Origin of the sequence: Streptomyces chartreusis NRRL 3882 (genome assembly GCF_900236475.1) — a bacterium.
Lineage (GTDB): Bacteria > Actinomycetota > Actinomycetes > Streptomycetales > Streptomycetaceae > Streptomyces > Streptomyces chartreusis_D.
This window is the reverse complement of sequence record NZ_LT963352.1, coordinates 6,449,555-6,475,677: the sequence shown is the minus strand read 5'-3', so window position 1 is coordinate 6,475,677 and position 26,123 is coordinate 6,449,555. Positions and strand designations below refer to the sequence as shown.

25 protein-coding genes are annotated in these 26,123 nt (G+C 71.8%); 14 read left to right on the top strand and 11 right to left on the bottom strand.

From position 1 onward, the window contains the following. The first annotated feature begins 4 nt into the window (after window positions 1–4). The 6 genes from SCNRRL3882_RS29270 to SCNRRL3882_RS29245 all read left to right on the top strand — a co-directional run bounded on the left by SCNRRL3882_RS29270 (window position 5) and on the right by SCNRRL3882_RS29245 (window position 6,634). Window positions 5–670 (top strand): DUF3105 domain-containing protein, encoded by a 666-nt coding sequence (locus SCNRRL3882_RS29270; protein ID WP_010037005.1) that lies wholly within the window; start codon window positions 5–7, stop codon window positions 668–670. Beyond that, window positions 667–1,287 (top strand): DUF305 domain-containing protein, encoded by a 621-nt coding sequence (locus tag SCNRRL3882_RS29265; protein ID WP_010037003.1) that lies wholly within the window; start codon window positions 667–669, stop codon window positions 1,285–1,287. Before SCNRRL3882_RS29270 ends, SCNRRL3882_RS29265 begins: the two co-directional genes overlap by 4 nt. A 158-nt stretch (window positions 1,288–1,445) precedes the next feature. Continuing rightward, window positions 1,446–3,389 (top strand): S53 family peptidase, encoded by a 1,944-nt coding sequence (locus SCNRRL3882_RS29260; RefSeq protein ID WP_010036999.1) that lies wholly within the window; start codon window positions 1,446–1,448, stop codon window positions 3,387–3,389. Window positions 3,390–3,467: 78 nt separating this feature from the next. Continuing rightward, entirely contained in the window at window positions 3,468–5,222 is a 1,755-nt protein-coding gene (locus SCNRRL3882_RS29255) for an NAD+ synthase (RefSeq protein WP_010036997.1), read from the top strand. 118 nt (window positions 5,223–5,340) lie between these two features. Continuing rightward, the gene (locus SCNRRL3882_RS29250) at window positions 5,341–6,048 is read left to right on the top strand and encodes a haloacid dehalogenase type II (RefSeq protein ID WP_010036995.1); all 708 of its coding nucleotides are present in this window, start codon (window positions 5,341–5,343) and stop codon (window positions 6,046–6,048) included. Window positions 6,049–6,067: 19 nt separating this feature from the next. Continuing rightward, complete coding sequence (locus tag SCNRRL3882_RS29245; RefSeq protein ID WP_078602779.1) at window positions 6,068–6,634, top strand: O-methyltransferase; 567 nt, start codon at window positions 6,068–6,070, stop codon at window positions 6,632–6,634. A gap of 81 nt (window positions 6,635–6,715) precedes the next feature. Here the strand turns inward: SCNRRL3882_RS29245 and SCNRRL3882_RS29240 are convergent, their stop codons facing one another. The 4 genes from SCNRRL3882_RS29240 to SCNRRL3882_RS29225 all read right to left on the bottom strand — a co-directional run bounded on the left by SCNRRL3882_RS29240 (window position 6,716) and on the right by SCNRRL3882_RS29225 (window position 11,600). Then, window positions 6,716–7,933: an MFS transporter gene (locus SCNRRL3882_RS29240; RefSeq protein WP_010036987.1), complete on the bottom strand. Its 1,218-nt coding sequence runs from the start codon at window positions 7,931–7,933 to the stop codon at window positions 6,716–6,718. A 157-nt stretch (window positions 7,934–8,090) separates the two neighbouring features. Continuing rightward, complete coding sequence (locus SCNRRL3882_RS29235; protein WP_010036984.1) at window positions 8,091–9,140, bottom strand: endonuclease/exonuclease/phosphatase family protein; 1,050 nt, start codon at window positions 9,138–9,140, stop codon at window positions 8,091–8,093. A 176-nt stretch (window positions 9,141–9,316) separates the two neighbouring features. Beyond that, a complete protein-coding gene (locus tag SCNRRL3882_RS29230) occupies window positions 9,317–9,952 on the bottom strand; it encodes a TetR/AcrR family transcriptional regulator (protein WP_010036980.1) in 636 nt (211 codons plus the stop codon). A gap of 49 nt (window positions 9,953–10,001) precedes the next feature. Continuing rightward, complete coding sequence (locus SCNRRL3882_RS29225; RefSeq protein ID WP_029180968.1) at window positions 10,002–11,600, bottom strand: MFS transporter; 1,599 nt, start codon at window positions 11,598–11,600, stop codon at window positions 10,002–10,004. Between the two features lie 200 nt (window positions 11,601–11,800). On the opposite strand from SCNRRL3882_RS29225, the gene panB reads away from it, so the two are divergent. The 3 genes from panB to SCNRRL3882_RS29210 all read left to right on the top strand — a co-directional run bounded on the left by panB (window position 11,801) and on the right by SCNRRL3882_RS29210 (window position 14,665). After that, window positions 11,801–12,676, top strand: coding sequence for a 3-methyl-2-oxobutanoate hydroxymethyltransferase (gene panB / locus SCNRRL3882_RS29220; RefSeq protein ID WP_010036972.1), 876 nt, complete (start codon window positions 11,801–11,803; stop codon window positions 12,674–12,676). 157 nt (window positions 12,677–12,833) lie between these two features. Beyond that, window positions 12,834–13,853 (top strand): ATP-binding cassette domain-containing protein, encoded by a 1,020-nt coding sequence (locus SCNRRL3882_RS29215; RefSeq protein ID WP_010036968.1) that lies wholly within the window; start codon window positions 12,834–12,836, stop codon window positions 13,851–13,853. Then, complete coding sequence (locus SCNRRL3882_RS29210) at window positions 13,850–14,665, top strand: ABC transporter permease (protein WP_010036966.1); 816 nt, start codon at window positions 13,850–13,852, stop codon at window positions 14,663–14,665. Before SCNRRL3882_RS29215 ends, SCNRRL3882_RS29210 begins: the two co-directional genes overlap by 4 nt. 20 nt (window positions 14,666–14,685) lie before the next feature. Here the strand turns inward: SCNRRL3882_RS29210 and SCNRRL3882_RS29205 are convergent, their stop codons facing one another. Both SCNRRL3882_RS29205 and SCNRRL3882_RS29200 read right to left on the bottom strand, forming a co-directional pair. Next, window positions 14,686–17,970 carry a BTAD domain-containing putative transcriptional regulator gene (locus SCNRRL3882_RS29205; RefSeq protein ID WP_010036964.1) on the bottom strand — a complete coding sequence of 1,095 codons (3,285 nt, stop codon included), beginning with the start codon at window positions 17,968–17,970 and terminating at the stop codon, window positions 14,686–14,688. Between the two features lie 225 nt (window positions 17,971–18,195). After that, on the bottom strand, window positions 18,196–18,927 hold the full coding sequence (locus SCNRRL3882_RS29200; RefSeq protein WP_010036961.1) for a DUF6578 domain-containing protein: 732 nt from the start codon (window positions 18,925–18,927) through the stop codon (window positions 18,196–18,198). 102 nt (window positions 18,928–19,029) lie between these two features. On the opposite strand from SCNRRL3882_RS29200, the gene SCNRRL3882_RS29195 reads away from it, so the two are divergent. Then, window positions 19,030–19,830 (top strand): site-2 protease family protein, encoded by an 801-nt coding sequence (locus SCNRRL3882_RS29195; RefSeq protein WP_010036959.1) that lies wholly within the window; start codon window positions 19,030–19,032, stop codon window positions 19,828–19,830. A gap of 4 nt (window positions 19,831–19,834) precedes the next feature. Here SCNRRL3882_RS29195 and SCNRRL3882_RS29190 read toward each other — a convergent pair whose 3' ends face one another. The 3 genes from SCNRRL3882_RS29190 to SCNRRL3882_RS29180 all read right to left on the bottom strand — a co-directional run bounded on the left by SCNRRL3882_RS29190 (window position 19,835) and on the right by SCNRRL3882_RS29180 (window position 21,939). Beyond that, window positions 19,835–20,047 carry a hypothetical protein gene (locus tag SCNRRL3882_RS29190; protein ID WP_010036957.1) on the bottom strand — a complete coding sequence of 71 codons (213 nt, stop codon included), beginning with the start codon at window positions 20,045–20,047 and terminating at the stop codon, window positions 19,835–19,837. Window positions 20,048–20,112: 65 nt separating this feature from the next. Further along, window positions 20,113–20,832, bottom strand: coding sequence for an NADPH-dependent F420 reductase (npdG, locus tag SCNRRL3882_RS29185; protein ID WP_010036956.1), 720 nt, complete (start codon window positions 20,830–20,832; stop codon window positions 20,113–20,115). A 33-nt stretch (window positions 20,833–20,865) separates the two neighbouring features. Continuing rightward, window positions 20,866–21,939: a sialidase family protein gene (locus SCNRRL3882_RS29180; protein ID WP_010036949.1), complete on the bottom strand. Its 1,074-nt coding sequence runs from the start codon at window positions 21,937–21,939 to the stop codon at window positions 20,866–20,868. Window positions 21,940–22,057: 118 nt separating this feature from the next. On the opposite strand from SCNRRL3882_RS29180, the gene SCNRRL3882_RS29175 reads away from it, so the two are divergent. After that, on the top strand, window positions 22,058–22,660 hold the full coding sequence (locus tag SCNRRL3882_RS29175; RefSeq protein ID WP_010036947.1) for a hypothetical protein: 603 nt from the start codon (window positions 22,058–22,060) through the stop codon (window positions 22,658–22,660). A 66-nt stretch (window positions 22,661–22,726) separates the two neighbouring features. Here SCNRRL3882_RS29175 and SCNRRL3882_RS29170 read toward each other — a convergent pair whose 3' ends face one another. Then, window positions 22,727–22,957: a hypothetical protein gene (locus tag SCNRRL3882_RS29170; protein WP_010036946.1), complete on the bottom strand. Its 231-nt coding sequence runs from the start codon at window positions 22,955–22,957 to the stop codon at window positions 22,727–22,729. Window positions 22,958–23,015: 58 nt separating this feature from the next. On the opposite strand from SCNRRL3882_RS29170, the gene map reads away from it, so the two are divergent. Further along, a complete protein-coding gene (map, locus tag SCNRRL3882_RS29165; RefSeq protein WP_010036945.1) occupies window positions 23,016–23,873 on the top strand; it encodes a type I methionyl aminopeptidase in 858 nt (285 codons plus the stop codon). A 31-nt stretch (window positions 23,874–23,904) separates the two neighbouring features. On the opposite strand, the gene SCNRRL3882_RS29160 is transcribed toward map, so the two are convergent. Further along, a complete protein-coding gene (locus tag SCNRRL3882_RS29160) occupies window positions 23,905–24,300 on the bottom strand; it encodes a MarR family winged helix-turn-helix transcriptional regulator (RefSeq protein ID WP_078602784.1) in 396 nt (131 codons plus the stop codon). 191 nt (window positions 24,301–24,491) lie between these two features. Between SCNRRL3882_RS29160 and SCNRRL3882_RS29155 the strand changes: the two genes are divergently transcribed. Both SCNRRL3882_RS29155 and SCNRRL3882_RS29150 read left to right on the top strand, forming a co-directional pair. Further along, entirely contained in the window at window positions 24,492–25,277 is a 786-nt protein-coding gene (locus tag SCNRRL3882_RS29155; protein WP_231911255.1) for an NmrA/HSCARG family protein, read from the top strand. A gap of 134 nt (window positions 25,278–25,411) precedes the next feature. After that, window positions 25,412–26,059: a heme oxygenase (biliverdin-producing) gene (locus tag SCNRRL3882_RS29150; RefSeq protein WP_010036941.1), complete on the top strand. Its 648-nt coding sequence runs from the start codon at window positions 25,412–25,414 to the stop codon at window positions 26,057–26,059. Window positions 26,060–26,123: the final 64 nt, after the last annotated feature.

Genomic DNA, 26,123 nt, shown 5'->3' with positions numbered 1-26,123 from the left:
CCCCATGGGCTCCGCCAAGAAGAGCAGCACGGCACGCAAGGCGCGGATAGAGGAGATGCGGCGCGCCGAGCAGGCCCGTGAGCGCCGCAACCGGATCCTCACCATCGCGGCCAGCGTCGTGATCGTCTGCGGTCTGGTCGCCGGCGGCGTCGTGCTCGTGCGGTCCCAGTCCGACGGCGGCAGCGACACCGCCGCGAGCGACACCTCGGGCAAGGGCAGGTTCGTCACGGGCAAGGACGGCGTGAAGACCTGGGAAGGCAAGCTGTCCCGCAACCACGTCACCAAGGCCGTGAAGTACGCCTCCGAGCCCCCCGTCGGCGGCGACCACAACCAGGTCTGGATGAACTGCAACGGCGACGTCTACACCAAGGAGATCGACAACACCAACGCCGTGCACTCGCTGGAGCACGGCGCGGTGTGGGTGACGTACAACGCCGACGCGAAGAAGGCCGACGTCGACGCGCTCGCGGCGAAGGTGAAGAAGACGCCGTACACGCTGATGAGCCCGATGGACGACCAGAAGGACCCGATCATGCTCTCGGCGTGGGGGCACCAGCGCACGGTGACGGGCGCGAGCGACCCGAACGTCGACAAGTTCTTCGAGAAGTTCGTCCAGGGCGAGCAGACCCCCGAGCCGGGCGCCGCCTGCACGAACGGGCTGTCGCAGTGAGGCAGGTCGGTCTGATCGCGGGGGCCGCGGCGACGGCGCTCGTCGCGGCCGGCGCGATCACCTACGCCGTCGCCGGGGACGACGGCAGCGGCAAGACGCCCTCCGCCGAGTCCGCGGACGCCGGGTTCGCGCGGGACATGGCGGTGCACCACCAGCAGGCCGTGGAGATGTCGTACATCGTGCGCGACCGCACCAAGGACGAGGAGGTGCGGCGCCTCGCGTACGACATCGCGCAGACGCAGGCCAACCAGCGCGGCATGATGCTCGGCTGGCTCGACCTGTGGGGCCTTCCCAAGGTGTCCTCCGAGCCGCCGATGACCTGGATGGACATGGGCGGCATGGCCTCCGGCAAGGACGGCGCGCTGATGCCGGGCATGGCGACCAACACCGAGATGAAGAGGCTCGGCGAACTCAGCGGGAAGCAGGCGGAGATCTTCTACCTCCAGCTGATGACGGACCATCACAAGGGCGGCATCCACATGGCCGAGGGCTGTGTGGAGAAGTGCACGGTCGGCGTGGAGAAGCGGCTCGCGCAGGGCATGGTGGACGCGCAGCAGTCGGAGATCGGCCTGATGGCGGACCTGCTGAAGGAGCGGGGCGCCGCGCCGCGCTCGTAGGGCGTAAGCCTCAAATCGCCCTGGCTTGCTGCTTCTTGGGCTCTTCTTGGCCTCCGTAGAGCGCTTCTTGGGGTGCGCATTCCCCTGGCATGAACGGTTCGTCGCGAGAGTGGCGACCGTCGAGTGATCCACTCGCGACGAACCGCACAGGGGGTTCCATGAGATCCAACCGCGCCAAGGCGCGCGCCGGGCTGAGCATGGCAGCGACACTGCCGATGCTCGCCGGTGCGCTGGCGCTCGGCATACCCGCGGCGCACGCCGCCGACCACCCGCTCCGTGACCTGCTCGCCGGGACCAAGCCGGCGTGGGCCACGCCCAGGGCCGACAAGGGCGCCGCTCCCGACGGCGCCGCGATGTCGGCCCGCGTCTATCTCCGGGGGCGCGACGCGGCGGGCCTCGCGGCGTACGCCAAGGCCGTCTCCGACCCGACGTCGGCCTCGTACGGCAAGTACCTGACCGCCAAGCAGGCCCAGGCCCGCTTCGGCGCGACCAAGGCCCAGGTGGCGGCCGTGAAGGCCTGGCTGACGGCGGCCGGCCTGAAGGCCACCGGCGTCACGGCGCACTACGTCTCCGTCACCGGTGACGTGGCCGCCGCCGAGAAGGCGTTCGGTGCCCAGCTGCACAACTTCGCCAAGGGCTCGAAGACCTATCGCGCCCCGGCGAGCACCGCCTCCGTGCCGGCGAGCGTGGCCGACGCCGTGCTGACCGTCACCGGCCTGGACAACGCGCCGCACATGGTCACGCACGACGACCAACTGCCGCCGCCGGACACCGTGTTCCGCAACGCCGGGCCGTTCTCCTCGTACTACGGCTCGAAGACCGCGACCACACTCCCGGACGCGTACGGCACGAAGATCCCGTACGCGGTCAAGGGCTACACCGGCAAGCAGCTGCGGGCCGCCTACGGCGCGGGCACGCGCACCGGCAAGGGCGTCCGGGTCGCCATCACGGACGCGTACGCCTCGCCGACGATCGCCTACGACGCGGCCACCTACGCCGGCAAGCACGGCGACGCGGCCTGGAAGTCCGGCCAGCTGCACCAGGTGCTGCCCAAGAAGTACACGAACACCAAGGACTGCTCGGCCGCCGGCTGGTACGGCGAGGAGACCCTGGACGTCGAGGCCGTGCACGCGGTCGCACCGGCCGCGGACGTCACCTACGTGGGCGCGGCGTCCTGCACCGACGCCGATCTGCTCGACGCGCTCGGCAAGGTCGTCGACCACCACCTGGCCGACATCGTCTCCAACTCCTGGGGCGAGGTCGAGGCCGCGCAGACGCCCGACCTCGCGGCCGCCTACGACCAGGTCTTCCAGCTGGGCGCGGTCGAGGGCATCGGCTTCTACTTCTCCTCCGGCGACGACGGCGACGAAGTCGCCGGCTCGGGAACGAAGCAGGTCGACTCCCCGGCCAACTCGGCGTGGGTGACCGCCGTCGGCGGCACCTCGCTGGCCGTCGGCAAGAACGACACGTACCTGTGGGAGACCGGCTGGGGCACCGAGAAGGCGAACCTGTCGGCCGACGGCAAGAGCTGGACGGACTTCCCCGGCGCGTTCACCTCCGGCGCGGGCGGCGGCACCAGCAGGACGGTCGCCGAACCCTCGTACCAGAAGGGCGTCGTGCCGGACGCGCTGGCGAAGGCCAACAGCGCGGGCGGCAACCGCGTCGTCCCGGACATCGCGGCGATCGCCGACCCGAACACCGGCTTCCTGGTCGGCCAGACGCAGACCCTGCCCGACGGCAAGACGCAGGCGTACAGCGAGTACCGCATCGGCGGCACCTCACTCGCCGCGCCGACCATCGCGGCCATCCAGGCCCTCGCCCAGGAGGCCCGCGGCGGCAAGCCGATCGGCTTCGCCAACCCGGCGATCTACGCGAAGGCCGGCACGAAGGCCTACCACGACGTCACCGACAACCCGACGGGCTCCGGCCTGGCCGTGGCCCGCGTCGACTTCGTGAACGGCTACGACGCCACGGGCGGCCTGGCCACGTCCGTGCGCAGTCTGGGCAAGGACAGCTCGCTCTCCGCCGTGAAGGGCTACGACGACGTCACCGGCGTGGGCACGCCCGCGAACGGTTACGTCGAGTCGTACCGGCGCCGCTGACCTCCGCAAGGGGACATGGGGTGGTGTGGGGTGACCCACACCACCCCATTGCGTCGCTCTGACGATTACACTGGGCCCGTGCCTCAACTACGTCTCGCCCTGAACCAGATCGACTCGAGCGTCGGCGACCTCGCCGGGAACACCGAGTCGATCGTCCGCTGGACCCGGCACTCCGCCGAGCAGGGAGCGCATCTCGTGGCGTTCCCCGAGATGGCGCTGACCGGGTATCCCGTCGAGGACCTGGCCCTCAGGTCGTCCTTCGTGGAGGCCTCCCGGGCGGCGCTGCGGAGCCTCGCCGTCCGCCTGGCCGACGAGGGCTTCGGTGAGCTGCCGGTGATCGTCGGCTACCTCGACCGCTGCGCGACCGCCCAGCCGAAGTACGGCCAGCCGGCCGGCGCGCCGCAGAACGCGGGAGCGGTGCTGTACGGCGGCGAGGTGGTCCTGAACTTCGCCAAGCACCACCTGCCGAACTACGGCGTCTTCGACGAGTTCCGCTACTTCGTGCCCGGCGACAGCATGCCGGTCCTGCGCGTCCACGGCGTGGATGTCGCCCTGGCCATCTGCGAGGACCTCTGGCAGGACGGCGGCCGTGTCCCCGCGGCGCGCTCGGCGCAGGCGGGCCTGCTGGTCTCGATCAACGCCTCGCCCTACGAGCGCAACAAGGACGACACGCGCCTGGAGCTGGTCCGCAAGCGGGCCCAGGAGGCCGGCTGCACCACGGCGTACCTCGCCATGATCGGCGGCCAGGACGAGCTGGTGTTCGACGGCGACTCGATCGTCGTGGACAAGGACGGCGAGGTCGTGGCGCGGGCGCCGCAGTTCGCCGAGGGCTGCGTGGTCCTGGACCTGGACCTGCCGGCGGCGTCGGAGGACGCGCCGACGGGCGTGGTGGACGACGGCCTGCGCATCGACCGGGTGGTGCTCTCCAAGGACCCGCTGCCCCGCTACGAGCCGGAGCTCACGGGCGGCTACGCGGAACGCCTGGACGACGACGAGGAGGTCTACTCGGCGCTGGTCGTGGGCCTGCGGGCATACGTCGCGAAGAACGGCTTCAAGTCCGTCCTGATCGGTCTGTCGGGCGGCATCGACTCGTCGCTGGTCGCGGCGATCGCGTGCGACGCGGTGGGCGCGCAGAACGTGTACGGCGTGTCGATGCCGTCGAAGTACTCGTCGGACCACTCGAAGGACGACGCGGCGGAGATGGCCCGGCGCACGGGCCTGAACTACCGCACGGTCGCGATCGAGCCGATGTTCGACGCGTACATGGGCTCGCTGGGCCTGACCGGCCTGGCGGAGGAGAACCTCCAGTCGCGCCTGCGCGGCACGCTGCTCATGGCGATCTCCAACCAGGAGGGCCACATCGTGCTGGCCCCCGGCAACAAGTCGGAACTGGCGGTCGGCTACTCCACGCTCTACGGCGACTCGGTGGGCGCCTACGGCCCCATCAAGGACGTCTACAAGACGTCGATCTTCCGCCTGGCCGAGTGGCGCAACCGGGCCGCCCGGGAACGCGGCCAGACCCCGCCGATCCCGGAGAACTCCATCACCAAGCCGCCGAGCGCGGAACTCCGCCCGGGCCAGGTCGACACCGACTCGCTGCCCGACTACCCGGTGCTGGACGCGATCCTCGACCTGTACGTCGACCAGGACCGGGGCGCCGACGAGATCGTCGCGGCCGGTTTCGACCGGGAGCTGGTCACGAAGACCCTGCGCATGGTCGACACGGCGGAGTACAAGCGGCGCCAGTACCCGCCGGGGACGAAGATCTCGGTGAAGGGCTTCGGGAAGGACCGCCGCCTGCCGATCACGAACGGGTGGCGGGAGTCGGTCTGACATCCTCCCCGCTCACGAACCCGACGCCCCCGTCACCATCTTGACCGGTGACGGGGGCGGTGGCAGCATCGTCACCTCCTCAGGTAGTGACGGCTGCGACACGAAGGCGGGAAGACGCGTGACCGGGATCCGCGACATCGAGGTCGTCGTCTTCGACGTCCTCGGCACACTCGTCGACGAGCCCGGAGGGCTTCGAACGGCGATCCACGAAGCCCTGCCCGCGTCCGACGAGGCGGCTGTCGACCACCTGCTCGCCTTGTGGCAGCAGCACGGCGAGGCCGAACAGCGACGCATCCTGCAAGGCCTCCGCGCCTACGCCAGCACCGAGACCCTCGACGCGGAGGCCGCGCGGCTCGTGGCCGGGCGCGCCGGGCTCTCCGATCCCGCGGCCGTCGCCCGGCTGGCCACAGCGGGTCAGCGACTGCCGCCCTGGCCCGACTCGGCCGCCGGTCTCGAACGGCTCGCCCGGTGGTTCCCCCTGGTCGGGCTCTCCAACGCCTCCCGTACGGCGCTGCTGCGCCTCAACGCGCACGCCGGGCTGCGCTGGCACCAGGCCCTGTCCGCCGAAGCCGCACGGGCGTACAAGCCGGCGCCGGAGGTCTACCGGCTCGCTCTCGACGCCGCCGGTTGCCCACCGGAACGCGTACTCATGGTGGCCGCCCACGCCTGGGACCTCCGCGCGGCGCAGGCGGTCGGCATGCGGACCGCCCATGTGCGGCGGCCGGTCGGGGACCCTCCGGCGAGCGACGACGCCTTCGACTGGCGGTTCGACGAACTGGACCAACTGGTCGGCTCCCTGATCAGGGGTCAGGTAGCGTCGGGCTGACACCGACAGGGGGCTGATCATGGCAGAGCGTGTGGTTCCTGACCGCGTGGTGACCGCCGAGCGGATCGCCGCCGAGGCCGGGTTCGAGAAGAGCTGCATCCCCGAAGTGGGCAGGCTGCTCAGGCTGGCCGCCGCCGCCAAGCCCGGTGGGGTCGTCGCCGAGAGCGGCACCGGCTCGGGTGTGGGCACCGCCTGGCTGCACAGCGGCCTGGGGGCCGGTGCGCGTCTCGTCACCGTGGAGCGTGACGAGGAGCTGGCCCGGCGGGCGGCCGGTGTCTTCGCGGACGACGACCGCGTCAGCGTGCTGACCGGCGACTGGCGGCTGCTCGAGCGACACGCCCCGTTCGACGTCTTCTTCTGCGACGGCGGCGGCAAGCGGGACGCCCCCCAGCGGGTCGTCGAGTTGCTCGCTCCCGGCGGGATTCTCGTCCTCGACGACTTCACACCGTCGACCACGTGGCCGCCGGTGTTCGAGGGCAGGGTGGACGAGCTGCGCCTGTTCTACCTGACCCATTCGGACCTGGACGCCACCGAAGTCCTCACGACGCCGTCCAGTTCGGCGGTCGTCGCGGCCCGCCGGGCCTGACGGACGCACGCCGACCGGACGCGCGGAGCGGCAGCACGCAGGTGCGTCACCTGCGAACTGCCGCTCCTGGTGCGGGTCGGCTCAGTAGTGCACCGCTTCCGCCTCCTGCGGGACATGGCTCGCCACGACCCGCTCGCGCCCGCCGGCCGGCGCACTGCGCCGGTCCACCGCGTACGCCAGCGACGCCACGCCGAGGCCGAGCACGGCCAGGGCCGCGCCGGCCAGGGCCGGGGAGGTGACCCCGAAGCCCGCGGCCAGGGCCAGGCCGCCGATCCAGGCGCCGCCGGCGTTGGCCAGGTTGAAGGCCGCCTGGTTGGCGGAGGAGGCCAGGGACGGGGCCGACGCGGCCTTGTCCATGACCATCAGCTGGAGCGGGGAGCCGGTGGCGAAGGCCGCCATGCCGAGCAGGATCACGGCGACGGCGGCGGTGAACTCCGTGCGCATCAGCAGCGGGAACAGCGCCAGCACCGCCACCAGGGAGCCCAGGCCGCCGAACAGGGTGCCCCGCAGGGAGTGGTCGGCCAGGCGGCCGCCCAGCAGGTTGCCGGCGGTCGCGCCGACGCCGAACAGGGCCAGCAGCAGGGTCACGCTGGCGTCGGCGTAGCCGGCGGCGTCCGTGAGCATGGGCGTGATGTAGCTGTAGGCCGCGAAGAGGGCGCCGAAGCCCGCGACCGTCGTGCCGAGCGACAGCCAGACCGGGACGGAGCGCAGGGCGGCCAGTTCACCGCGCAGGCCCTTCGCGGTGGCGTGCTCGTGGTCGTGCGGGATCAGGAACGCGAGCGCGGCGATCGCCGCCAGGCCGATGGCGCTGACGCCGAGGAAGGTCGCCCGCCAGCCGAGCTGCTGGCCCATGAGGGTCGCGACGGGCACACCCACGACGTTCGCGACCGTCAGGCCGAGGAACATCAGGGAGACCGAGCGCGCCTTGCGTTCGGGAGCGACCATGTTCGTCGCGACGACGGCGCCCACGCCGAAGAAGGCGCCGTGCGGCAGACCGCTCAGGAAGCGGGCCGCCAGCAGCCAGCCGTTGTCGGGAGCGAGGGCCGACAGCGCGTTGCCCGCGACGAACAGCCCCATCAGCGCGATCAGGACCGTGCGGCGGGACATCCGGGCGGTGACGGCGGCCAGCAGCGGGGCGCCGATGACGACGCCCAGCGCGTACGCCGACACCAGATGACCGGCGCTGGGTATCGAGATGTGCAGGTCGTTCGCGACGTCGGGCAGCAGCCCCATCATCACGAACTCGGTGGTACCGATGCCGAAGGCGCCCACGGCGAGGGCGAGCAGGGCCAGGGGCATGAGGGAGCCTTTCGAGACTTACGGGGGTTCGTACTTCGTGACTTCGTATGTTCAAGTACGGAACAAAGTCTCGCAGGCCCACTATTCCGCGAGGTCGCCGAGAGGTGAAGGCTCGGTTGCCGACTCCTGCCGAATACGCTCTGAGCTGCAGTTTTCCTCAGTCGCCTGTGGTGACACTCACACGGGCCGCGATGGGCAGATGGTCGCTGCCCGTCTGCGGGAGGGTCCACGAGCTCTCCGGCTTCAGGCCCCTGACCATGATCTGGTCGATGCGCGCCATCGGGAACGACGCCGGCCAGCTGAACCCGAAGCCGTTGCCCGCGGCGCCCTGCGTGGAGCGCATCTGGGAGGTGACGGCGTTGAGCGCGCGGTCGTTCATGGTGCCGTTCAGGTCGCCGAGCAGTACGACGTCATGCAGCGGTTCATGGGCGATGGCCTCGCCCAGGAAGTCGGCGCTGCGGTCGCGCTGCCGGGCCGTGAACCCGGCCTCCATCTTCACGCGCACCGACGGCAGATGGGCGACGTAGACCGCGACCTGCCCGGCCGGGGCGGTCACGGTGGCGCGCATCGCCCGCGTCCAGCCCAAGTCGATGTCGACGGCCCGCACGCCCGTCAGCGGGTACTTGCTCCACACCCCGACCGTGCCCTGCACCGAGTGGTACGGGTACGCCGAGTCCAGCGCCCGCTCGTACGTCGGGACCGCGGACGCCGTCAGCTCCTCCAGGGCCAGCACGTCCGCGCCGGAGGCGGCCACGTCACGGGCGGTACCGGCCGGGTCGGGGTTGTCCGCGTTGACGTTGTGCGTGGCCACGGTGAGGTCGCCCCCGGTGGCGGTCTTGTCGGTGAGCTGGCCGCCGAAGAGGTTCAGCCAGACCAGCGCGGGCAGCAGCACCGCGATCAGGGCGGTCGCGGACTTGCGGACCACGGCCAGCAGGAGCAGCACCGGGATGAGGAGACCGAGCCAGGGCAGGAAGGTCTCGATGAGGCTGCCCAGGTTGCCGATCGTGTTCGGGATGCGCGAGTGCAGCAGCATGACCACGGCCAGCAGCACCGCGCAGCCGGCCAGGACGACGCCGCGCCGCCAGACCCGCCGGTCGCCCAGCCGGCCGCCGAGCAGCCGGTCCAACAGGCGCCGAAGCCGGTGTCCCCGGGGCTCGTGCCCCGAGCCGCCGTTGTCCGTCTCCGTCATGTACGCCTGCTGCGCCATACCGTCGCCTCACTGCCTGCCGTGCACACCATCGCCCCCGTGTCTACGACCCTAGGGGATGATCCGTTCCGTTCCCGCCGTCCCTCGACGGCCGTACGGGGGCGATGACGTTCGAGCCCGCGCGGAGAGTTCCGATCAGGCCCGGAGTAAGCGCCGTCTGTGACGAAACGCGCACACTAGCGCTGGTGAGCTGCGGAACTGACGGGGCGTAGGCCTTCGAGGAGCGTGTCGACGACCTGGGCGGCGAGGTCGTCGGGGAGGTCGGCGTCCGGGCGCAGGACGGAGCGCACGAGCACGGGGGCGACGAACATGTCGCCCAGCAGCTCGATGTCGACGTCCGTGCGCAGTTCGCCGTTCTCCTGCCCCCGGCGCAGGATCTCCAGGCCGAGCCGGCGGCGCGGTGCCAGGACGGTGGCCTCGTACGCCGCCCAGATCTTCGGGCTGCTCTTCATCTGGGCGTGCACATTGGTCAGGATCGCCGACGAGCGATTGGCCAGGCCGCGCCGGCGCGCCTGTTCCAGCAGGGCCACGAGGTCGTCTCGCATGGAGGTGCCGGGGAGCGGGGGTTCGGGGGGTTCGGCGGCGCGCAGGACGTCGACGAAGAGTTCCTCCTTGCCGCTCCAGCGGCGGTAGATGGTGGCCTTGCCGACGCCGGCGGTCCGGGCGACGCGCTCGATGGACAGCTCCGCGAGGGACACGCCCTCCTCCAGGAGCTTCATCAGGCCCTCGATGATGGCGCGCTCGACGGCCTCGCTTCTCGGACGGCCCCTCGGGGGGCCGTCGTGCCGGGGTTGCCTTTCGGCGAGGCTCACGTCGCTCCGTCCTTTCCTGAGCAGGTCGAGGCTGAATTCTCGCGCAGGTCTACGACCGGGCGTCCGACAGCTCCCTCTTCTCCCCCTGCCGGGGCGCCGGCTGCCTGCCGGGCAGGAACAGCGCCACGACGACGGCGCCGATCAGTGCGACGCCCGCTCCCCACAGGGCGGTGATGTGCATCGCGTGCAGGAACGCGTCGTAGGCCGGGGTGACCAGGGCCTTGCCCTGCGGGCCCAGCTTCGCGGCGACGCCGAGGGTGGCCTCGATGGACTCCCCCGCGGTGTGCCGGGCGCCCGGCGGCATCCGGCCGAGCTTGTCCTCGATGCCCGTGCGGTACGCCGTGGACAGCACCGAGCCGAGGACGGCGATGCCGAGGGCGCCGCCGACCTGCCGGAAGGTGTTGCTGAGGGCGGAGGCCGAGCCGGCCTTCTCGCGGGGCAGGGCCTGCATGATGACGACGCTGACCGGCGTCATGATGTGCGCCATGCCGGTGCCCATCAGGAAGAAGATCACTTCCAGGATCCAGATGGGGGTGTCGGCGTCGAGCGTGGCGAAGGCGGCCAGCATCGCGGCGATGACCAGCATTCCGGCGGTCGTGGTGGCCTTGTTGCCGAAGCGGTCGACCAGCAGCCGGGCGCGTGGCGCGAAGATCATCTGGGCGGCGGCCAGCGGCAGCATGAGCAGACCGGTCTGGAGCGGCGAGTAGCCGCGCACGCTCTGCGTGTAGAAGACCGAGAAGAAGGTCACGCCCATCAGCGCGAAGAAGACCAGCGCGATGGCGGCGATGGCGGCCGAGAAGACCTTGTTCTTGAAGTACGTGACGTCGATGGACGGGTGGTCGCTGCGCTTCTCGAACACCACGAAGGCGACGAGGACCGCGAGTCCGGCGGCGATCGTCGACAGCACGGTGGCGTCGGTGAAGTCGGCGAGCTGGCCGCCCTTGATGATGCCGTAGACGAGCAGCACCAGGCCGACGACCGACAGCGCGACGCCGACGGGGTCGAGGCGGCCGGGGTTCGGGTCGCGGGAGTCGGGCACCAGCCACAGCATCAGCGCGAGCGCGAGCAGCACGATCGGCACGTTGATGAGGAAGACCGAGCCCCACCAGAAGTGGTCGAGGAGCACCCCGCCGGTGATCGGGCCGATGGCGATGGCGAGGCCGACGCCACCCGCCCAGATGCCGATGGCCTTCGGCTGTTCCTCGCGCTCGAAGACGTTCATGAGGACGGCGAGGGTGGCCGGCATGACGAACGCGGCGCCCAGGCCCATCACGGCGCGGAAGGCGATCAGCTCCCCCGGCGAGCCGGAGAAGGCGGCGAGCGCGGAGCCGGCCCCGAACACGGCCAGACCGCCGAGCAGTACCTTCTTGCGGCCCAGCCGGTCACCGAGCAGACCGGCGCTGAACAGCAGGCCCGCGAAGACGAGGGTGTAGGCGTTGATCGCCCACTCCAGCTCGCTCTGCGTGGCCCCCAGGCCGGTCGGGGCGGGGGTGGAGATCGTCTTGATGGCGACGTTCAGGATCGAGTTGTCGAGGACGACGATCAGCAGGCTGAGCATCAGCACGCCGAGGATCGCCCAGCGGCGCCGGTGCACCGCTTCCGGTATGCGCGGGCCGGTGGGGGCGGCACGGTCGGCAGGAGTAGTCATGCCGGCGAGCGTAGGCGCATTGCGATACGAGACCGTCTCGTATTGGAAGGCCTTTACCGAGACCTTACGTGCGCCATGCCAAAGGCCTCCGGGGGAACTCACAGGGGCTCCCCTAGCCCTGGATGGCACGAGGTGCCACCATGGACGTGGTCCGGGGACGCCGTCAGGGCGCCTCGAGATGACGTGTTAGGAGCCGTGCAATGACGCAGCTTCCGGCTGCCCAGACTGCTCAGACGAAGTCCTCCGACGGCGGCAAGACGCTGTACGGGGGCAAGGGCACCCGCCGCATCACCGTGCGGGACATCGCCGCCGCCAAGGAGCGCGGCGAGAAGTGGCCCATGCTCACCGCGTACGACGCCATGACCGCGTCCGTCTTCGACGAGGCCGGGATCCCGGTCATGCTCGTCGGCGACTCGGCGGGCAACTGCCACCTCGGGTACGAGACGACCGTACCCGTCACCCTCGACGAGATGACCATGCTGTCGGCGGCGGTCGTACGGGGCACCTCGCGCGCCCTGATCGTCGGCGACCTGCCCTTCGGCTCCTACCAGGAAGGTCCGGTGCAGGCGCTGCGCTCGGCGACCCGGCTGGTGAAGGAGGCGGGCGTGCAGGCCGTGAAGCTGGAGGGGGGCGAGCGGTCGCACGAGCAGATCCGGCTGCTCGTCGAGTCCGGCATCCCGGTCATGGCGCACATCGGCCTGACCCCGCAGTCCGTCAACGCGATGGGCTACCGCGTGCAGGGGCGGGGCGAGGAGGCGGCCCAGCAGTTGCTGCGGGACGCGAAGGCCGTGCAGGACGCGGGTGCGTTCGCCGTGGTGCTGGAGCTGGTTCCGGCGGAGCTGGCGGCCGAGGTGACGCGGGTGCTGCACATTCCGACGGTGGGGATCGGGGCCGGCCCGGAGACCGACGCGCAGGTGCTGGTGTGGACCGACATGCTCGGGCTGACCGGCGGGCGCGTGCCGAAGTTCGTGAAGCAGTACGCGAACCTGCGTGAGGTCATGGGGAACGCGGTGAGGGCGTTCGCCGAGGACGTGGTCGGCGGAACGTTCCCGCTGGAGGAGCACTCCGTCCACTAGAGCCATAGCGGTACCACGGACAGCCCGTCGATCTTCCCCCGTCGACGGGCTGTCCCCCTTGTCGGGACCACCTTGTCGGGACCACCCACAAGGGCTGCCGACGGGCTGTCGGCGGTCTGTCGGTGGTTTGTCGGTGGGAGCTGACACCGTCAGGGGCATGACGCGAATCGACAAGAACACCGGCGGCGCCGCTGTGACCGTGCGGGGGCTGGTGAAGCACTACGGCGAGACCAAGGCGCTGGACGGGGTCGACCTGGATGTGCGGGAGGGCACCGTCATGGGGGTCCTCGGGCCGAACGGGGCCGGGAAGACGACCCTCGTGCGGATCCTGTCCACCCTGCTCGCTCCCGACACGGGCCGGGCCACCGTGGCCGGCTACGACGTCGTCCGGCAGCCCCGGCAGCTGCGGCGGGTGATCGGGCTCACGGGGCAGTACGCCTCCGTGGACGAGAAGCTCTCCGGCTGGGAGAACCTGTACATGATCGGGCGCCTGCTCGACCTGCCCCGCAAGGACGCCCGCAACCGGTCCGACGAGTTGCTGGAGCGCTTCTCGCTGACCGAGGCGGCCAAGCGGCCGGCGGCGACGTACTCCGGGGGCATGCGGCGGCGGCTGGACCTGGCCGCGTCCATGATCGGACGGCCGGCCGTGCTCTTCCTGGACGAGCCGACCACCGGCCTCGACCCGCGCACCCGCAACGAGGTGTGGGACGAGGTGAAGCGCATGGTCGGCGACGGCGTCACCGTGCTGCTCACCACCCAGTACATGGAGGAGGCCGAGCAGCTCGCCTCCGAGCTGACGGTCGTCGACCGCGGCCAGGTCATCGCCGGCGGCGCCATCGAGGAGCTGAAGGCGAAGGTCGGCGGCCGGGCGCTGCGGATCCGCCCGGCCGATCCGGCGCGGCTGCGGCCCCTCGCCGCCGCGCTGGACGACCTGGGGATCACCGGGCTGGCCACCACGACCGTGGACACCGACCGGGGTGACGTCCTCGTGCCGATCCTCAGTGACGAGCAGCTGACCGCCGTGGTCGGCGCGGTCACCGCGCGCGGCATCACGCTCTCCTCCATCACCACCGAACTGCCCAGCCTGGACGAGGTGTTCCTGTCCCTCACCGGCCACCGCGCCAGTGCCCCGCAGGACGCCATGCCCACCGAAGACCTTCAGGAGGCCGCCGTATGAGCGCCGTCACCCTCAACGACGCCGACGCGGACGCCCGTATCCCGCTGCGCGGCCACCTGCGTCACACCGGGGCCCTGATCCGCCGCAACCTGCTGTGGATCCGCAAGGACCCGGAGTCGATGGCCGACGCACTGCTGATGCCGGTCATCTTCACCCTGCTGTTCGTGTTCGTCTTCGGCGGCTCGATCGGGCAGGCACTGGGCGGCGGGCAGGACCGTTACGTGCAGTACGTGATCCCCGGCATGATCGCGATGATGAGCATGACGCTGTCCCAGGGCGTCGGCACCGGCTTCAGCCAGGACTTCAACTCCGGTGTCATGGACCGCTTCCGGTCCCTGCCGATCGGGCGGGGCTCGGTGCTGTTCGCGAAGATCTCGGTGGAGCTGCTGCGGATGCTGTTCGCGACCGCCGTGCTGATGATCGTCGCCGTCGCGGTCGGGTTCGACATCACGAACTGGCCAGGGCTGTTCGCGACCGTGGCCCTGTCCACGGCGTTCGCCTCGTCGATCATGTGGGTGTTCCTCACCCTGGGCGTGATCCTGAAGAACGCGCAGTCCGTGCAGGCGATGGGCTTTTTGGTGCTGTTCCCGCTCCAGTTCGGCTCGTCGATCTTCGCGCCGACGACGTCGATGCCCGGCTGGTTGCAGGCGTTCACCGACTACAACCCGCTGTCGACGCTGGCGGACGCCGCACGCGGCCTGATGGTGGGCGGGCCGGTCGCGCACGACCTGTGGGTGACGCTCGGCTGGTCGGTGGCGATCACCGCGGTGATGGCGCCCGTCGCGATCCACAAGTTCCGGACGAAGAACTGACCGAAACGCAAGGATTCGCCTCACAGCAGGGCGGCGGCCTCCTCCAGGGAGAGGCCGCCGCCCTCCGCGTACGCGGCCTCGAACACCGTGTCGCCGAGCATCGCGCGGGCCCGCCGCTCCGCCTGCCCGCGCGCCTCGCGCTCCTGCCGCTGGGCGACGTGGCCGGGGGGCAGCAGGGCGTCGACGGCGCCCAGACAGCGGGCCGCGTCCAGGGCGCGCCGCCCGCCGTCGAGGTCGGCCAGGGCCCGGGCGCCGATGATCAGATACCCCGAGCGCATATGGGGCGTGATGGCCTCGGACAGCGGGTCGGCGGCCCGCTCCAGCCCCTTGCGAATGCGGCCGAGGCACTCCTCGTACCGCCCCTCCGTGGCGTCCAGCCACGCCTCCGCGCCGAGGATGAACGCGTCGAAGACGATGAAGTAGGCGATACGGAAGTCCTGGCGCAGCCGCCGCAGGTGCTCGCGCGCCTCGGGGACACGGCCCGTCATGCCGAGCCAGCCCGCCAGGAACAGGCGGGCGGCGGGCATGGCCTCGCTGTGCGAGTCCTCGTGCTGGGCGATCACCTCGCGCAGCAGCCGCTCGCCGCGTTCGTCCTCACCCGCCTCCAGCAGGGCGCTGCCCAGCCGGGCACTGAGGACAGCGGCCTGGGCCCGGGCGCCGAGGTGCTCGGCGTGGCCGATGGCGGCCTCGTAGTCGGCGGCGGCCCGGGCGTAGTCACCTTTGCGTTCGTGGGCCTCGGCGCGTGCGGAGAGGGCCTCGGCGGTGCCCCAGTCGTCGCCGAGGCGCCGGTAGATGTCCAGCGACTCGTCGGCGTCTCGCGCGGCGTCGCCCGCCCAGTCGGTGCGGTTGGCGAGGAAGTTGGCCCGCATCTGCAGGCCGGAGGCCAGCTCCCAGTCGAAGCCGGGCGTCTCGCGGCAGGTGCGGATGGACTCGTCGATGATGACGCGCAGCCGTTCCATGTCGCCGGTCAGCATCACGGCGAAGAACCAGAGCAGGCCGGGCAGCCGGCAGTTCTGCGGGAGCCCGGGTTCATACGTCGCGGCGATGGTCCGCAGCTTCTGCTGGGACCGGGAGTTCTGCCAGGCGTCCAGCTCGGTGTCCATGCAGGCGAGATGGGCGAGGTGGATACCGCGCCGGGCCTCCCACAGGATCTCGCCGGTCATCGGGGGCGGGGCGTCGGTGCAGCGCTCCCACACCGGGGCGGCGGGGCGGACGGGCTCGGTGAAGGGGTCGGGGCCGAGGGCCATGACCTCGCGGCACCAGTTGCGGGCCTCGATGCGCAGGTCACGCATCTGCCAGTACCAGACGAGGGACAGCGCCAGGCACAGCGCCTCCTGCTCGTCGCGCAGGGCGACGGCGTGACGCAGGGCGGTGCGCAGGTTCTCGTACTCCCGCTCCAGCCGGTGGATGGCGGCGAGCTGGCCGGAGCCGCGCAGTAACGGGTCGGTCACGCGGGCGAGTTCGCGGAAGTACGTCAGGTGGGCGCGCTCGGCGTCGGCGCGCTGCCCGGACTCGTCCAGCCGCTCGGCGGCGTACTCGGCGACGGTCTCCAGCAGCCGGTAGCGCATCTCCTCGCCAGCGGACTCGCCGGGCGGTGTGGCGACGACCAGGGAGCGGTCGACGAGCGAGCCGAGTGTCTCCAGGGCGGACGGCCCGCACACGGCCTCGGCGGCGGGCAGGTCGCAGCCGCCCGCGAACACCGACAGCCGCCGCAGGACGTCCCGTTCGTCCTCGTCGAGCAGGTCCCAGGACCAGTCGACGACGGCTCTGAGGGTCTGCTGGCGGGGCAGGACGGTACGGCTTCCGGAGGTGAGGAGACGGAAGCGGTCGTCGAGCCGGTCGGCGATCTGGCGTGGGGTGAGCATCCGCAGCCGGGCGGCGGCGAGTTCGATGGCCAGGGGGAGGCCGTCCAGGCGGCGGCAGATCTCGGCGCACGCCTCGGGATCGTCCTCGATCCGGAAGCCGGGCCGGGCCGCCGCGCCCCGGTCGGCGAGCAGCCGCAGCGCGACCGGCTCGGGCAGCGGCTCCACGGGCCGCAGCAACTCCCCCGGGACACCGAGGGGTTCGCGGCTGGTGGCGAGGACGGTCAGGCCGGGGCAGCGCTCCAGCAGTTCCTCGGTGAGCCGGGCGGCGGCGTCGGCGACGTGCTCGCAGTTGTCGAGGATGAGCAGCATGCGGGGGCGGGAGCAGTGCTCGGCGAGCCGCGCGACGGGGTCGTCGAGCCGGTCGGCCACGGCGGCCCGGATGCCCTCGGCGCCGGCGCCGTACAGCACGGTCTCGCGGGCGCCGAGGGCGGTGAGCACGGCCTCCGGTACGGCGGCGGGGTCGTCGACCGGGGCGAGCTCGGCCAGCCAGACGCCGCCCGGCATGGCGTGCCGCAGGGTCGCGGCGGCCTCCTGCGACAGCCGGGTCTTGCCGGCCCCGCCGGGTCCGAGCAGCGTGACCAGGCGGCCGGTGGTGAGATCGCCCCGGATGGTCTCGATGTCGGTCTCGCGGCCGATGAAGGAGGTGAGCCGGGCGCGCAGGTTGCCGACGGGCGGGGCGTCCGCCACGGGCGCGGGGCCGGTGCTGTCGTCGCCCGGCTTCAGCAACTCCGCGTGCAGCGAGCGCAGTTCCGTCCCCGGGTCGGTCCCGAGCCGGTCGGCGAGCAGCCGCCGCACGTGCTCGTACGCGTCCAGCGCCTCCGCCGTACGGCCGGCGTCGTGCAGGGCGCGCAGGCGCAGGGTCTGGAGGGGCTCGTCCAGGGGGTGGCTGTCGCACAGGGCGGTCAGTTCGGGCAGGGACTGCTCGGCCTGGCCGAGGGCGAGGGCGGCGCTGTGGCGGGCGCGCAGCACGTCCAGGCGGCGGGTGTCCCGGCGGGCCGCCTCGGCCGCGCGGTCGGGGAGGTCGGCGAGGGCCGGGCCGCGCCACAGGGCGAGGGCGTCGTCCAGGAGCACGGCCGCCTTGGCGGGGTCGCCGTCGGCCAGGGCCCGCAGCCCCTCACCGGCCAGCCGCTCGAACCGGTGCAGGTCGACGTCGTCGGGCGCGGCCGTGAGCCGGTACCCGCCCTCGGCGGAGGCGACCGCGTCCGCCCCGAGCGCCCGCCGCAGCCGCCCGACCAGCGCCTGGAGCGCCCCCGCGGCGTCGGCGGGCGGCTCACCGCCCCACACCTCGTCGACCAGCAGCCCCACGGGCACGGTACGGCCGGCCCGCAGGGCCAGCACGGTCAGCAGCGCACGCAGCCGCGCCCCGCCCACCGGAACGACCGTGCCGTCGGTGCGGAGCGCCTGCGTGGTGCCGAGGATGCGGTAGCGCACGGGGTCCATTGTCTCCGGTGGTACGAGGGCGGGTCACGGCGTTCGGCGGCGCGGCGGGCGCCGGGGCAGGTGCGGCCACGGATGGCCATGGGTACCAGCTCATGGTCATGAGGGTCGGCCGCCGTGGTGCCCTCCGTCTCCGCACGGGCCCGGCACCCCGCCGGGGGACGCCCCGGGTCCCGGCAGGCGCCGGCGGGCACGGTCCTTTGCCCCTGCGGTCCGGCGGGACCGTGCTCAGGCATGTCGACGGGGCCCGGTACCGGACCGGCCGTAACGCCGCGGCGGAGCCGCGACCGTGCTCAGCGTCTCCAGCAGATCCGTCAGGGCAGCCGCCGTGATGCCTTCCGTCTCCGCACCGGGCTCGGCGACCCGCTGCGGGATGCCCCGGGCCTCACGGACGGCGTACGAGAGCCACGAGTCCGTGCCCGGGACCTCCAGGGTCACCACCACCCCCGACTCCCTGCGCCGCAGTGCCCGGCCATCGGACCCCTGCTCCACCTCGCCGTCGGAGAACCACTTGGGGCACCGCTCCACCCTCCGCAGCCGCCGCTTCCCCGCGACCGGCTCCCAGGAACGCGAGCCGGGCGCGCTCTCGGCGTACGCCTGGATCAGCACCTGCACGGCCCGCACCCGCCCGCTGACCTGGGGCCACCTCGCACCGTGCCGCTCGACGGACAGCAGCCCGACCGAGCGGGCCCGGTCCCCCGGTGCGGGCCGCCGGTCCTCGTCGTCGTCGGGGTCCCCGGCCAGGGCGACCGTGAGGCCCGTCTCCTCGCGCATGATCCGGACGCCGCCCACGTCCTCGACCGGTCCCGCGGCCTTCGTGAGCTGGTCGTGCCAGCCGCCTCCGAACACGGTGTCCGCGTCCAGGAGCAGCAGCGGCCAGCTCACCTCGTCCCCCACGGAGAACGGCGTGCCGCAGCACTCCATCTGCCAGTCCTCGTAGATCACGTGCCAGAGCCCCATGCCCCCACCCTCCCGGAACCGACCGCCCCGCGCGAGACGTTTTCCCCCTGCGCCCGGTACCGTCGGGCGTCCCATCGCGTGTTCGAGAGTGCAGGGAGTCCCATGACCACCGCCACCAGCCGCCACAGTGAGCGGCGGATCAGTCCCGTCTTCGTCGGGATTCTGGCCGTGACGGCGGTCACGGGATGGGCGACCTGGACCGGGTTCGCGCAGCAGCCCGGGGTCGCCGTGTTCCTCTTCGTGACGGCGGCCTGGATCGTCTCGCTCTGCCTGCACGAGTACGCGCACGCGCGCACCGCCCTGCACAGCGGCGACATCTCGGTCGGTGCGAAGGGGTACCTCACCCTGAACCCGCTGAAGTACACGCACGCGCTGCTCAGCATCGTCCTCCCGGTGATCTTCGTGATCATGGGCGGGATCGGTCTGCCCGGCGGCGCGGTGTTCATCGAGCACGGGCGGATCCGGGGGCGCTGGAAGCACAGCCTGATCTCGGCGGCGGGCCCGCTGACGAACGTGCTGTTCGCGGTCGTCTGCACGGCCCCGTTCTGGCTGGACGCGCTGGACGGCGTGCCGGCCGACTTCCGGTTCGCCCTGGCCTTCCTCGCGCTGCTCCAGGTGACGGCCGCGCTGCTGAACTTCCTGCCGGTGCCGGGCCTGGACGGCTACGGCGTCATCGAGCCCTGGCTGTCGTACGACATCCGGCGGCAGGTGGAGCCGTTCGCGCCGTTCGGCCTGCTCTTCGTGTTCGCGCTGCTGTGGCTGCCGGCGGTGAACGGCGTGTTCTTCGACGTGGTCGACTCGGTGCTGAAGTCGCTCGGGATCAGTGACGTCGAGACGTACTGCGGTCAGGAGCTGTACCGCTTCTGGCAGGGCTCGAACGAGTTCTGCTCGGCCGCTCCCTGACGGGTCAGCCCGTGACGGATTCCCGCCGGGCGTCCCGGCCGCGCTTCACGTAGTACCAGCACATGTTGGACGACAGACCCGCCAGCAGCACCCAGACGATCCCCAGCCAGCTGCCCCGCGTGAAGGAGACGACGGCCGCGGCCACGGCGAGGACGCAGACGATCAGGGCGTAGAGGGCGAGTCGCCGGGCCGGGTCGGGTGGGAGCAAGAGGGGCATGTCGGTCGGCTCCTGTCGGGGGACACTGCGGGCACTGCTGGTGCCGTCCAGTGTCCCCCATGGGCTCATACGTCCGTGACCCGGAGCCCCGCGTGCGCCTTGTACCGGCGGTTCACGGAGATCAGGTTCGCCACCAGCGACTCCACCTGGTGGGCGTTGCGCAGCCGCCCGGCGAAGATGCCGCGCATGCCGGGGATGCGCCCGGCGAGGGCCTGCACGATCTCGACGTCGGCGCGGACCTCGCCGAGCACCATCACGTCGGTGTCGATCTCGTCGATCTCCGGGTCCTGGAGCAGCACGGCCGACAGGTGGTGGAAGGCGGCCGTGACCCGGGAGTCCGGCAGCAGGGCGGCGGCCTGCTCGGCGGCGCTGCCCTCCTCGGGCTTGAGCGCGTAGGCGCCCTTCTTGTCGAAGCCGAGCGGGTTGACGCAGTCGACGACGAGCTTGCCGGCCAGTTCCTCGCGCAGGGACTCCAGCGTCTTGCCGTGGCCGTCCCACGGCACGGCGACGATCACGATGTCGCTGCGGCGCGCGGTCTCGGCGTTGTCGGCGCCCTCGACGCCGTGGCCGAGTTCCTCCGCGGCGGCCCGGGCGCGCTCGGCCGCCCGCGAGCCGATGATCACCTTCTGTCCGGCCCGGGCGAGCCGGTAGGCGAGGCCCTTGCCCTGCGGCCCGGTCCCGCCGAGCACCCCGACGACGAGTCCGGAGACGTCGGGCAGGTCCCAGGGGTCCTTGGCGGGGGCCTTCTGGGCGTTGTCGGTGGCAGCACTGTCGGTAGAGGTCATGGCCCCGACTCTACGTCCGCCGCCGTCACCGGCTCAGGGCAGCTCCGTCACGGGCACCCGGCGGAAGGTGATGGTCTCGTAGGCGCTGAAGTCGCCGGTCTCGTACAGCAGTCCCACGGTGTCCGCGTCGACGCGCACCAGGTCGGAGTACGCGGCGGGCAGCCCGTCCACGGTGTGGGCCGGGCGCCAGGTGGTGCCGCCGTCGGTGGAGGCGCGGATCGTCATCAGGGCGCGGAAACCGGGGTCGGCGGGGCCGGAGTAGAGCAGCACGTCCGGGTCGCGGAGTTGGAGGACGCTCGCCTGGCACACGGGGGCGGACAGGCCCGCCTGCGGGCGGAAGGGCTTCACCAGGGTCTGGCCGCCGTCGGCCGAGTGGGCGTCGGCGCGGGTGCCGGGCGACGGGGAGTCGTTGCGCGTGTTGACGTACACGCGGCCGTCGGGGAGTTCGGCGGCGGTGGTCTCGTTGGCGTTGATGTAGCCGTCGGTGTTGTCGTCGACGTAGCCGATCCGCCAGGTCGCGCCCCGGTCGTCGCTGAGCAGGCAGTGGCCGCCGTTGTACCTGCCCTCGGTGCCGTTGTCCGTGCCGGTGGGCGGCAGGGAGTGGTTGGCGGGGACGACGATCCGGCCGGTGCTCAACTGGAGGGCGTGGCCGGGGGTGGTGGCGTACCAGCGCCAGTGCGGCTCCTTGGTCTCCTGGGTGATCTCCCGCGGCGCGGACCAGGTGAGGCCGTCGTCGTCGCTGTGCTGCACCCAGACCCGGCGCCCGTCGGCCGCGCTCACCTTGCCGCACCGGATGGCGTCCTCGGTGGCGAGCGCGGCGTTGCGTACGTGCACCAGGAGGACACGGCCGGTGTCCAGGACGACGGGCGCCGGGTTGCCGGCGAGGGCGTCGCCGTTCCTGGCGGCGACCAGGAGCGGGCTCCAGGTGCGGCCGCCGTCCGTGGAGCGTTTGAGGACGATGTCGATGTTCCCGAAGTCGTCCCGGGAGCCGACGCGGCCCTCGCAGAGGGCGAGCAGGGTGCCCGTGCCGGTGGCGACGACGGCGGGGATGCGGAAGCTGGCGTACCCCTCCCGGCCGGCGCGGAAGGGGACGCTGGTCTCGGTCATCGGCGGGTTCCTCCGGTAGTTCGACGACGGTACGGATGACCGGTCCACCTGCCCAAGCCGGGCGAATGCGTGGTGAATTCCACGTCACGAGTGACCGGTCGGGGCAGGATGCCGTCGTATGGATGCCGTACGGGTCGCGCTGTTGCGGGAAGTGCTCGTCGGGACGGAATGGCTGGGCGCCACGCGGCGCTTCGCCGGTGCGCTGCGGGGGTCGGTGGTGTCGCACGGCGGCGGGCTGCTGCTCGTCGGCACGCCGGAGTACGAGCCGTGGCACCTGGCGGCGCACCTGGTGGACGAGGCGGCGTGGTCGGGCACGCCGGAGCTGGCCCCGACCCTGGTACGGCATGACGCGCGCCCCTCGGATCCGGCGCACCTGGCGGTCGGCCTCGGGCGGCTGGAGGCGGCCCGGCGGGGCGAGACGCTGCTGGTGGTGTCGCCCGAGGGACCCGCCGCACCCCTCCTCGAACGGGTGTCCGACGCCCGGCGCGCAGGGGCGACGGTGCTGTCCCTCGGCCCCGGTGAGGGCGAGCTGCCGGCGATGGCCCACGAGGCCCTGGCCGTCCCCGACGGCTCGGAGCTGGACCTGGACACGGTCCAGCACCTGGTCAGCGCGGCGGCCGGGGAGAACGCCCTGCCGACGCCACACGGGCGTCGCCGCTTCCGGGACAGGGTGTCGAGACTGGCGGAACACCTGACGGCCCCACCGCCGGCGCGCTGGTAAGGGGCGGTGGGGCCGGTTCTGCCGGTGGTGCGGCTGCGCGGGTCGCGCGCGGCCGCCGGGGTGCGCCTATTCGTCGTTGCGGCCGCCCGCCGGGGCGTCGTGCCACTTGGGGTCGTTCTCCCACTGGAGGTTGCGTGCGCGGGCGGTCTCCATCGCGTGTTCGGCTTCCGTGCGGGAGGCGTACGGCCCGAACCGGTCCTTGTTGGGGCACTCCGGCCCCTCCTCGACCTTCTTGTGCTCCAGGCAGTAGTACCACTCACCCGGCTTGCCGACCGTCCGCTTCTTGAACAGGGCCATGACCAGCTCCTCTCGCCATCGACATGTTCCCCCATGGGCGCTGGTTAGACTCGCTGGCATGTCTGGCCAGTCGCTGCTCGTACCGGGGGAGCTGTCCCCCACCCGTCCCGTGCCCGGAAACATCCGCCGCCCCGAGTACGTCGGCAAGCCCGCGCCGACGCCGTACACCGGACCGGAGGTGCAGACGCCCGAGACGATCGAGGCGATGCGGCTCGCCGGCCGGATCGCCGCCCGGGCGATGGCGGAGGCCGCGAAGCTGATCGCCCCCGGGGTGACCACCGACGAGCTGGACAAGGTGGCGCACGAGTACATGTGCGACCACGGCGCCTATCCCTCGACGCTCGGCTACCGGGGCTTCCCGAAGTCGCTGTGCACCTCGGTCAACGAGGTCATCTGCCACGGCATCCCGGACTCGACGGTCCTGCGCGACGGCGACATCGTCAACCTCGACGTGACGGCGTACATCGGCGGTGTGCACGGCGACAACAACGCGACCTACCTGGTCGGTGACGTCGACGAGGAGTCGCGGCTGCTGGTGGAGCGGACCCGGGAGTCCCTCGACCGGGCGATCAAGGCGGTCAAGCCGGGCCGGCAGATCAACATCATCGGCCGGGTCATCGAGTCCTACGCCAAGCGCTTCGGCTACGGGGTGGTCCGGGACTTCACCGGCCACGGCATCAACAGCTCGTTCCACTCGGGCCTGATCATCCCGCACTACGACAGCCCGCACGCGACGACGGTGATCCAGCCCGGGATGACGTTCACGATCGAGCCGATGCTGACGCTCGGGACGCACGAGTACGACATGTGGGACGACGGCTGGACGGTCGTGACGAAGGACCGCAAGCGGACGGCCCAGTTCGAGCACACGCTGGTGGTGACGGAGTCGGGCGCGGAGATCCTCACGCTGCCGTAGCGTCCCGCCCCCACCGACGCCCGGCCGGTCGTCAGTCCTTGCCGCGCAGGTGGGCGATCTGCTGCCGGGAGAGCTCGACGGTGCGTCGCATGTGCCGGTACAGCAGGGCGAGTTCGTCCTCGGTGTAGTCGGCGAACATCGCCCGCCATCGCTCGCCCAGCTCGGCCCACAGCTCCGTGAGATTCCGCATCGCCTTCGGGACGGGCTCCACCAGAACCCGGCGGCGGTCGGTCTGGTCGCGGCGCCTGACCACGTAGCCCGCCTTTTCCAGACGGTCGACCAGCCGGGTCGCCGAGCCGCTGGTCAGGCCGGTGAGCTCGGCGATCCGGCCGGTGGTGAACGGGCCGGACTCGGCGGTCAGCAGGTTGAGGCACTGGACGTCGGTCGGGTGCAGCTTGAGATGGTCCGCGACCGCCTGGTTGAACATGACGTAGGAGGCCAGGTAGCGGCGGGACTCCTGCTGGAGATCGTCTATCAGCAAGGGGTCTCCTAAATATCTGCGTCACGCAGTGACTGTGTCATACAGTAGGCGCATGACGAAGGAATTCTACCGGCCCGTCGTGGCCGTTGCCGGAGCGACCGGCACCCAGGGCGGCGCGGCCGCCCGCTCGCTGCTCGATCAGGGCTAACCGGGTCCGCGCCCTGACCCGCACTCCCGGCTCGGCCGCCGCCCGGGCGCTGCGGGCCCTCGGCGCAGACGTGCTCGCGGCCGACTTCGACGACCGCGAGTCGCTGGAGTTCGCCCTGAAAGGCGCCGACGGACTGTTCGCCATGTCCACCCCCTTCGGCTCCGACCCGGAAACCGAGGTCCGGCAGGGCATCGCCCTGCTGGAGGCCGCCCGGGACATCGGGCACATCGTGTTCTCCTCCGCCGCACACGCCGACCGGGACACGGGCATCCCGCACTTCGACAGCAAGTACCGCATCGAGCAGCACCTGCGCGGGCTGGGTGTGCCGTGGACGGTCCTCGGCCCGGCCGTGTTCATGGACAACTACACGGTCGAATGGTCGCTCGAAGGTCTGCGCGAGGGCAGATTCGTCCTGCCGATGCCTGATGACCGGCCGGTGACGCTGATTCCCGCGCGGGACATCGGCGCCTTCGCCGCCCATGTGCTCGCGCGGCCCGAAAAGTTCGCGGGCCGGCGCATCGACATCGCCTCCGACGAGCTGACCTGCCCCCGGATCGCGGAGGCGCTGACCGGCGTGTGCGGCAGGCCGATCGTCTTCGAGCGGCTGCCGATCGCCCGCGTCGAGACGTTCTCGGCCGATCTCGCCGCGATGTTCCGCTACTTCACCGAGACCGGCCTCGATGTCGACGTGGACGCCCTGCGCCGCGACTTTCCGGAGATCGGCTGGCAGCGCTTCGGCACCTGGGCGGCCGAGCGCACCTGGCCGGTCAACTGAGTGCACGCAAAACCCATCCCCTGAACTGGAGTGTTGCGACGACCACCGGAACCCGAGCCCGGAGGGCGGGCTTTTTCCACGGCACCGGAGTACCGTTTTTACCGACACGACGTCGGGAAACAGGAAGTGGGCCCATGGAATCCTTCTCCACCCTCATCCGGACCGCTTCCCGCGAGCAGCACGAGGAGGTCAGGGGCTCGACGTTCATGAGCGACCTGCTGGGGCACAAACTGGGGGTCGACGCGTTCGCCCGCTACACGGAGCAGCTGTGGTTCGTGTACGGGGCACTGGAGTCCGGCGCCGAGCGCCTGGCCGGGGACCCGGTGGCCGGCCCCTTCGTCCGCCCGGAGTTGTTCCGGACGGCCGCGCTGGAGCAGGACCTGGAGTACCTGCGCGGCCCCGGCTGGCGAGCGGGCATCAGCGCGCTGCCCGCCACCCTGGAGTACGCGCGACGGATCTCCGACTGCGCCCGCACCTGGCCTGCCGGCTACGTCGCCCACCACTACACCCGCTACCTCGGCGACCTCTCCGGCGGGCAGATCATCCGCGACACGGCCGAGAGGGCGTGGGGTCTGCCGAAGAAGGGCGACGGGGTCCGCTTCTACGTGTTCGAGGAGATCCCCAACCCGGCCGCCTTCAAGCGGGGTTACTGGGAGCTGCTGGACGCGGTGCCCGGAGACGAGCTGGAGCGGCAGCGGATCGTGGCCGAGTGCAAGCGGGCGTACGCGCTGAACAACGCGGTGTTCCACGCGCTGGGCGAGGAGTTCCCGCTGTCGGCCTGACCGGCCCCAAAGACCCGCGGCGGGCACCCGAGAGGGTTCCGCCCGTACCGACGCGCGCCGCCCG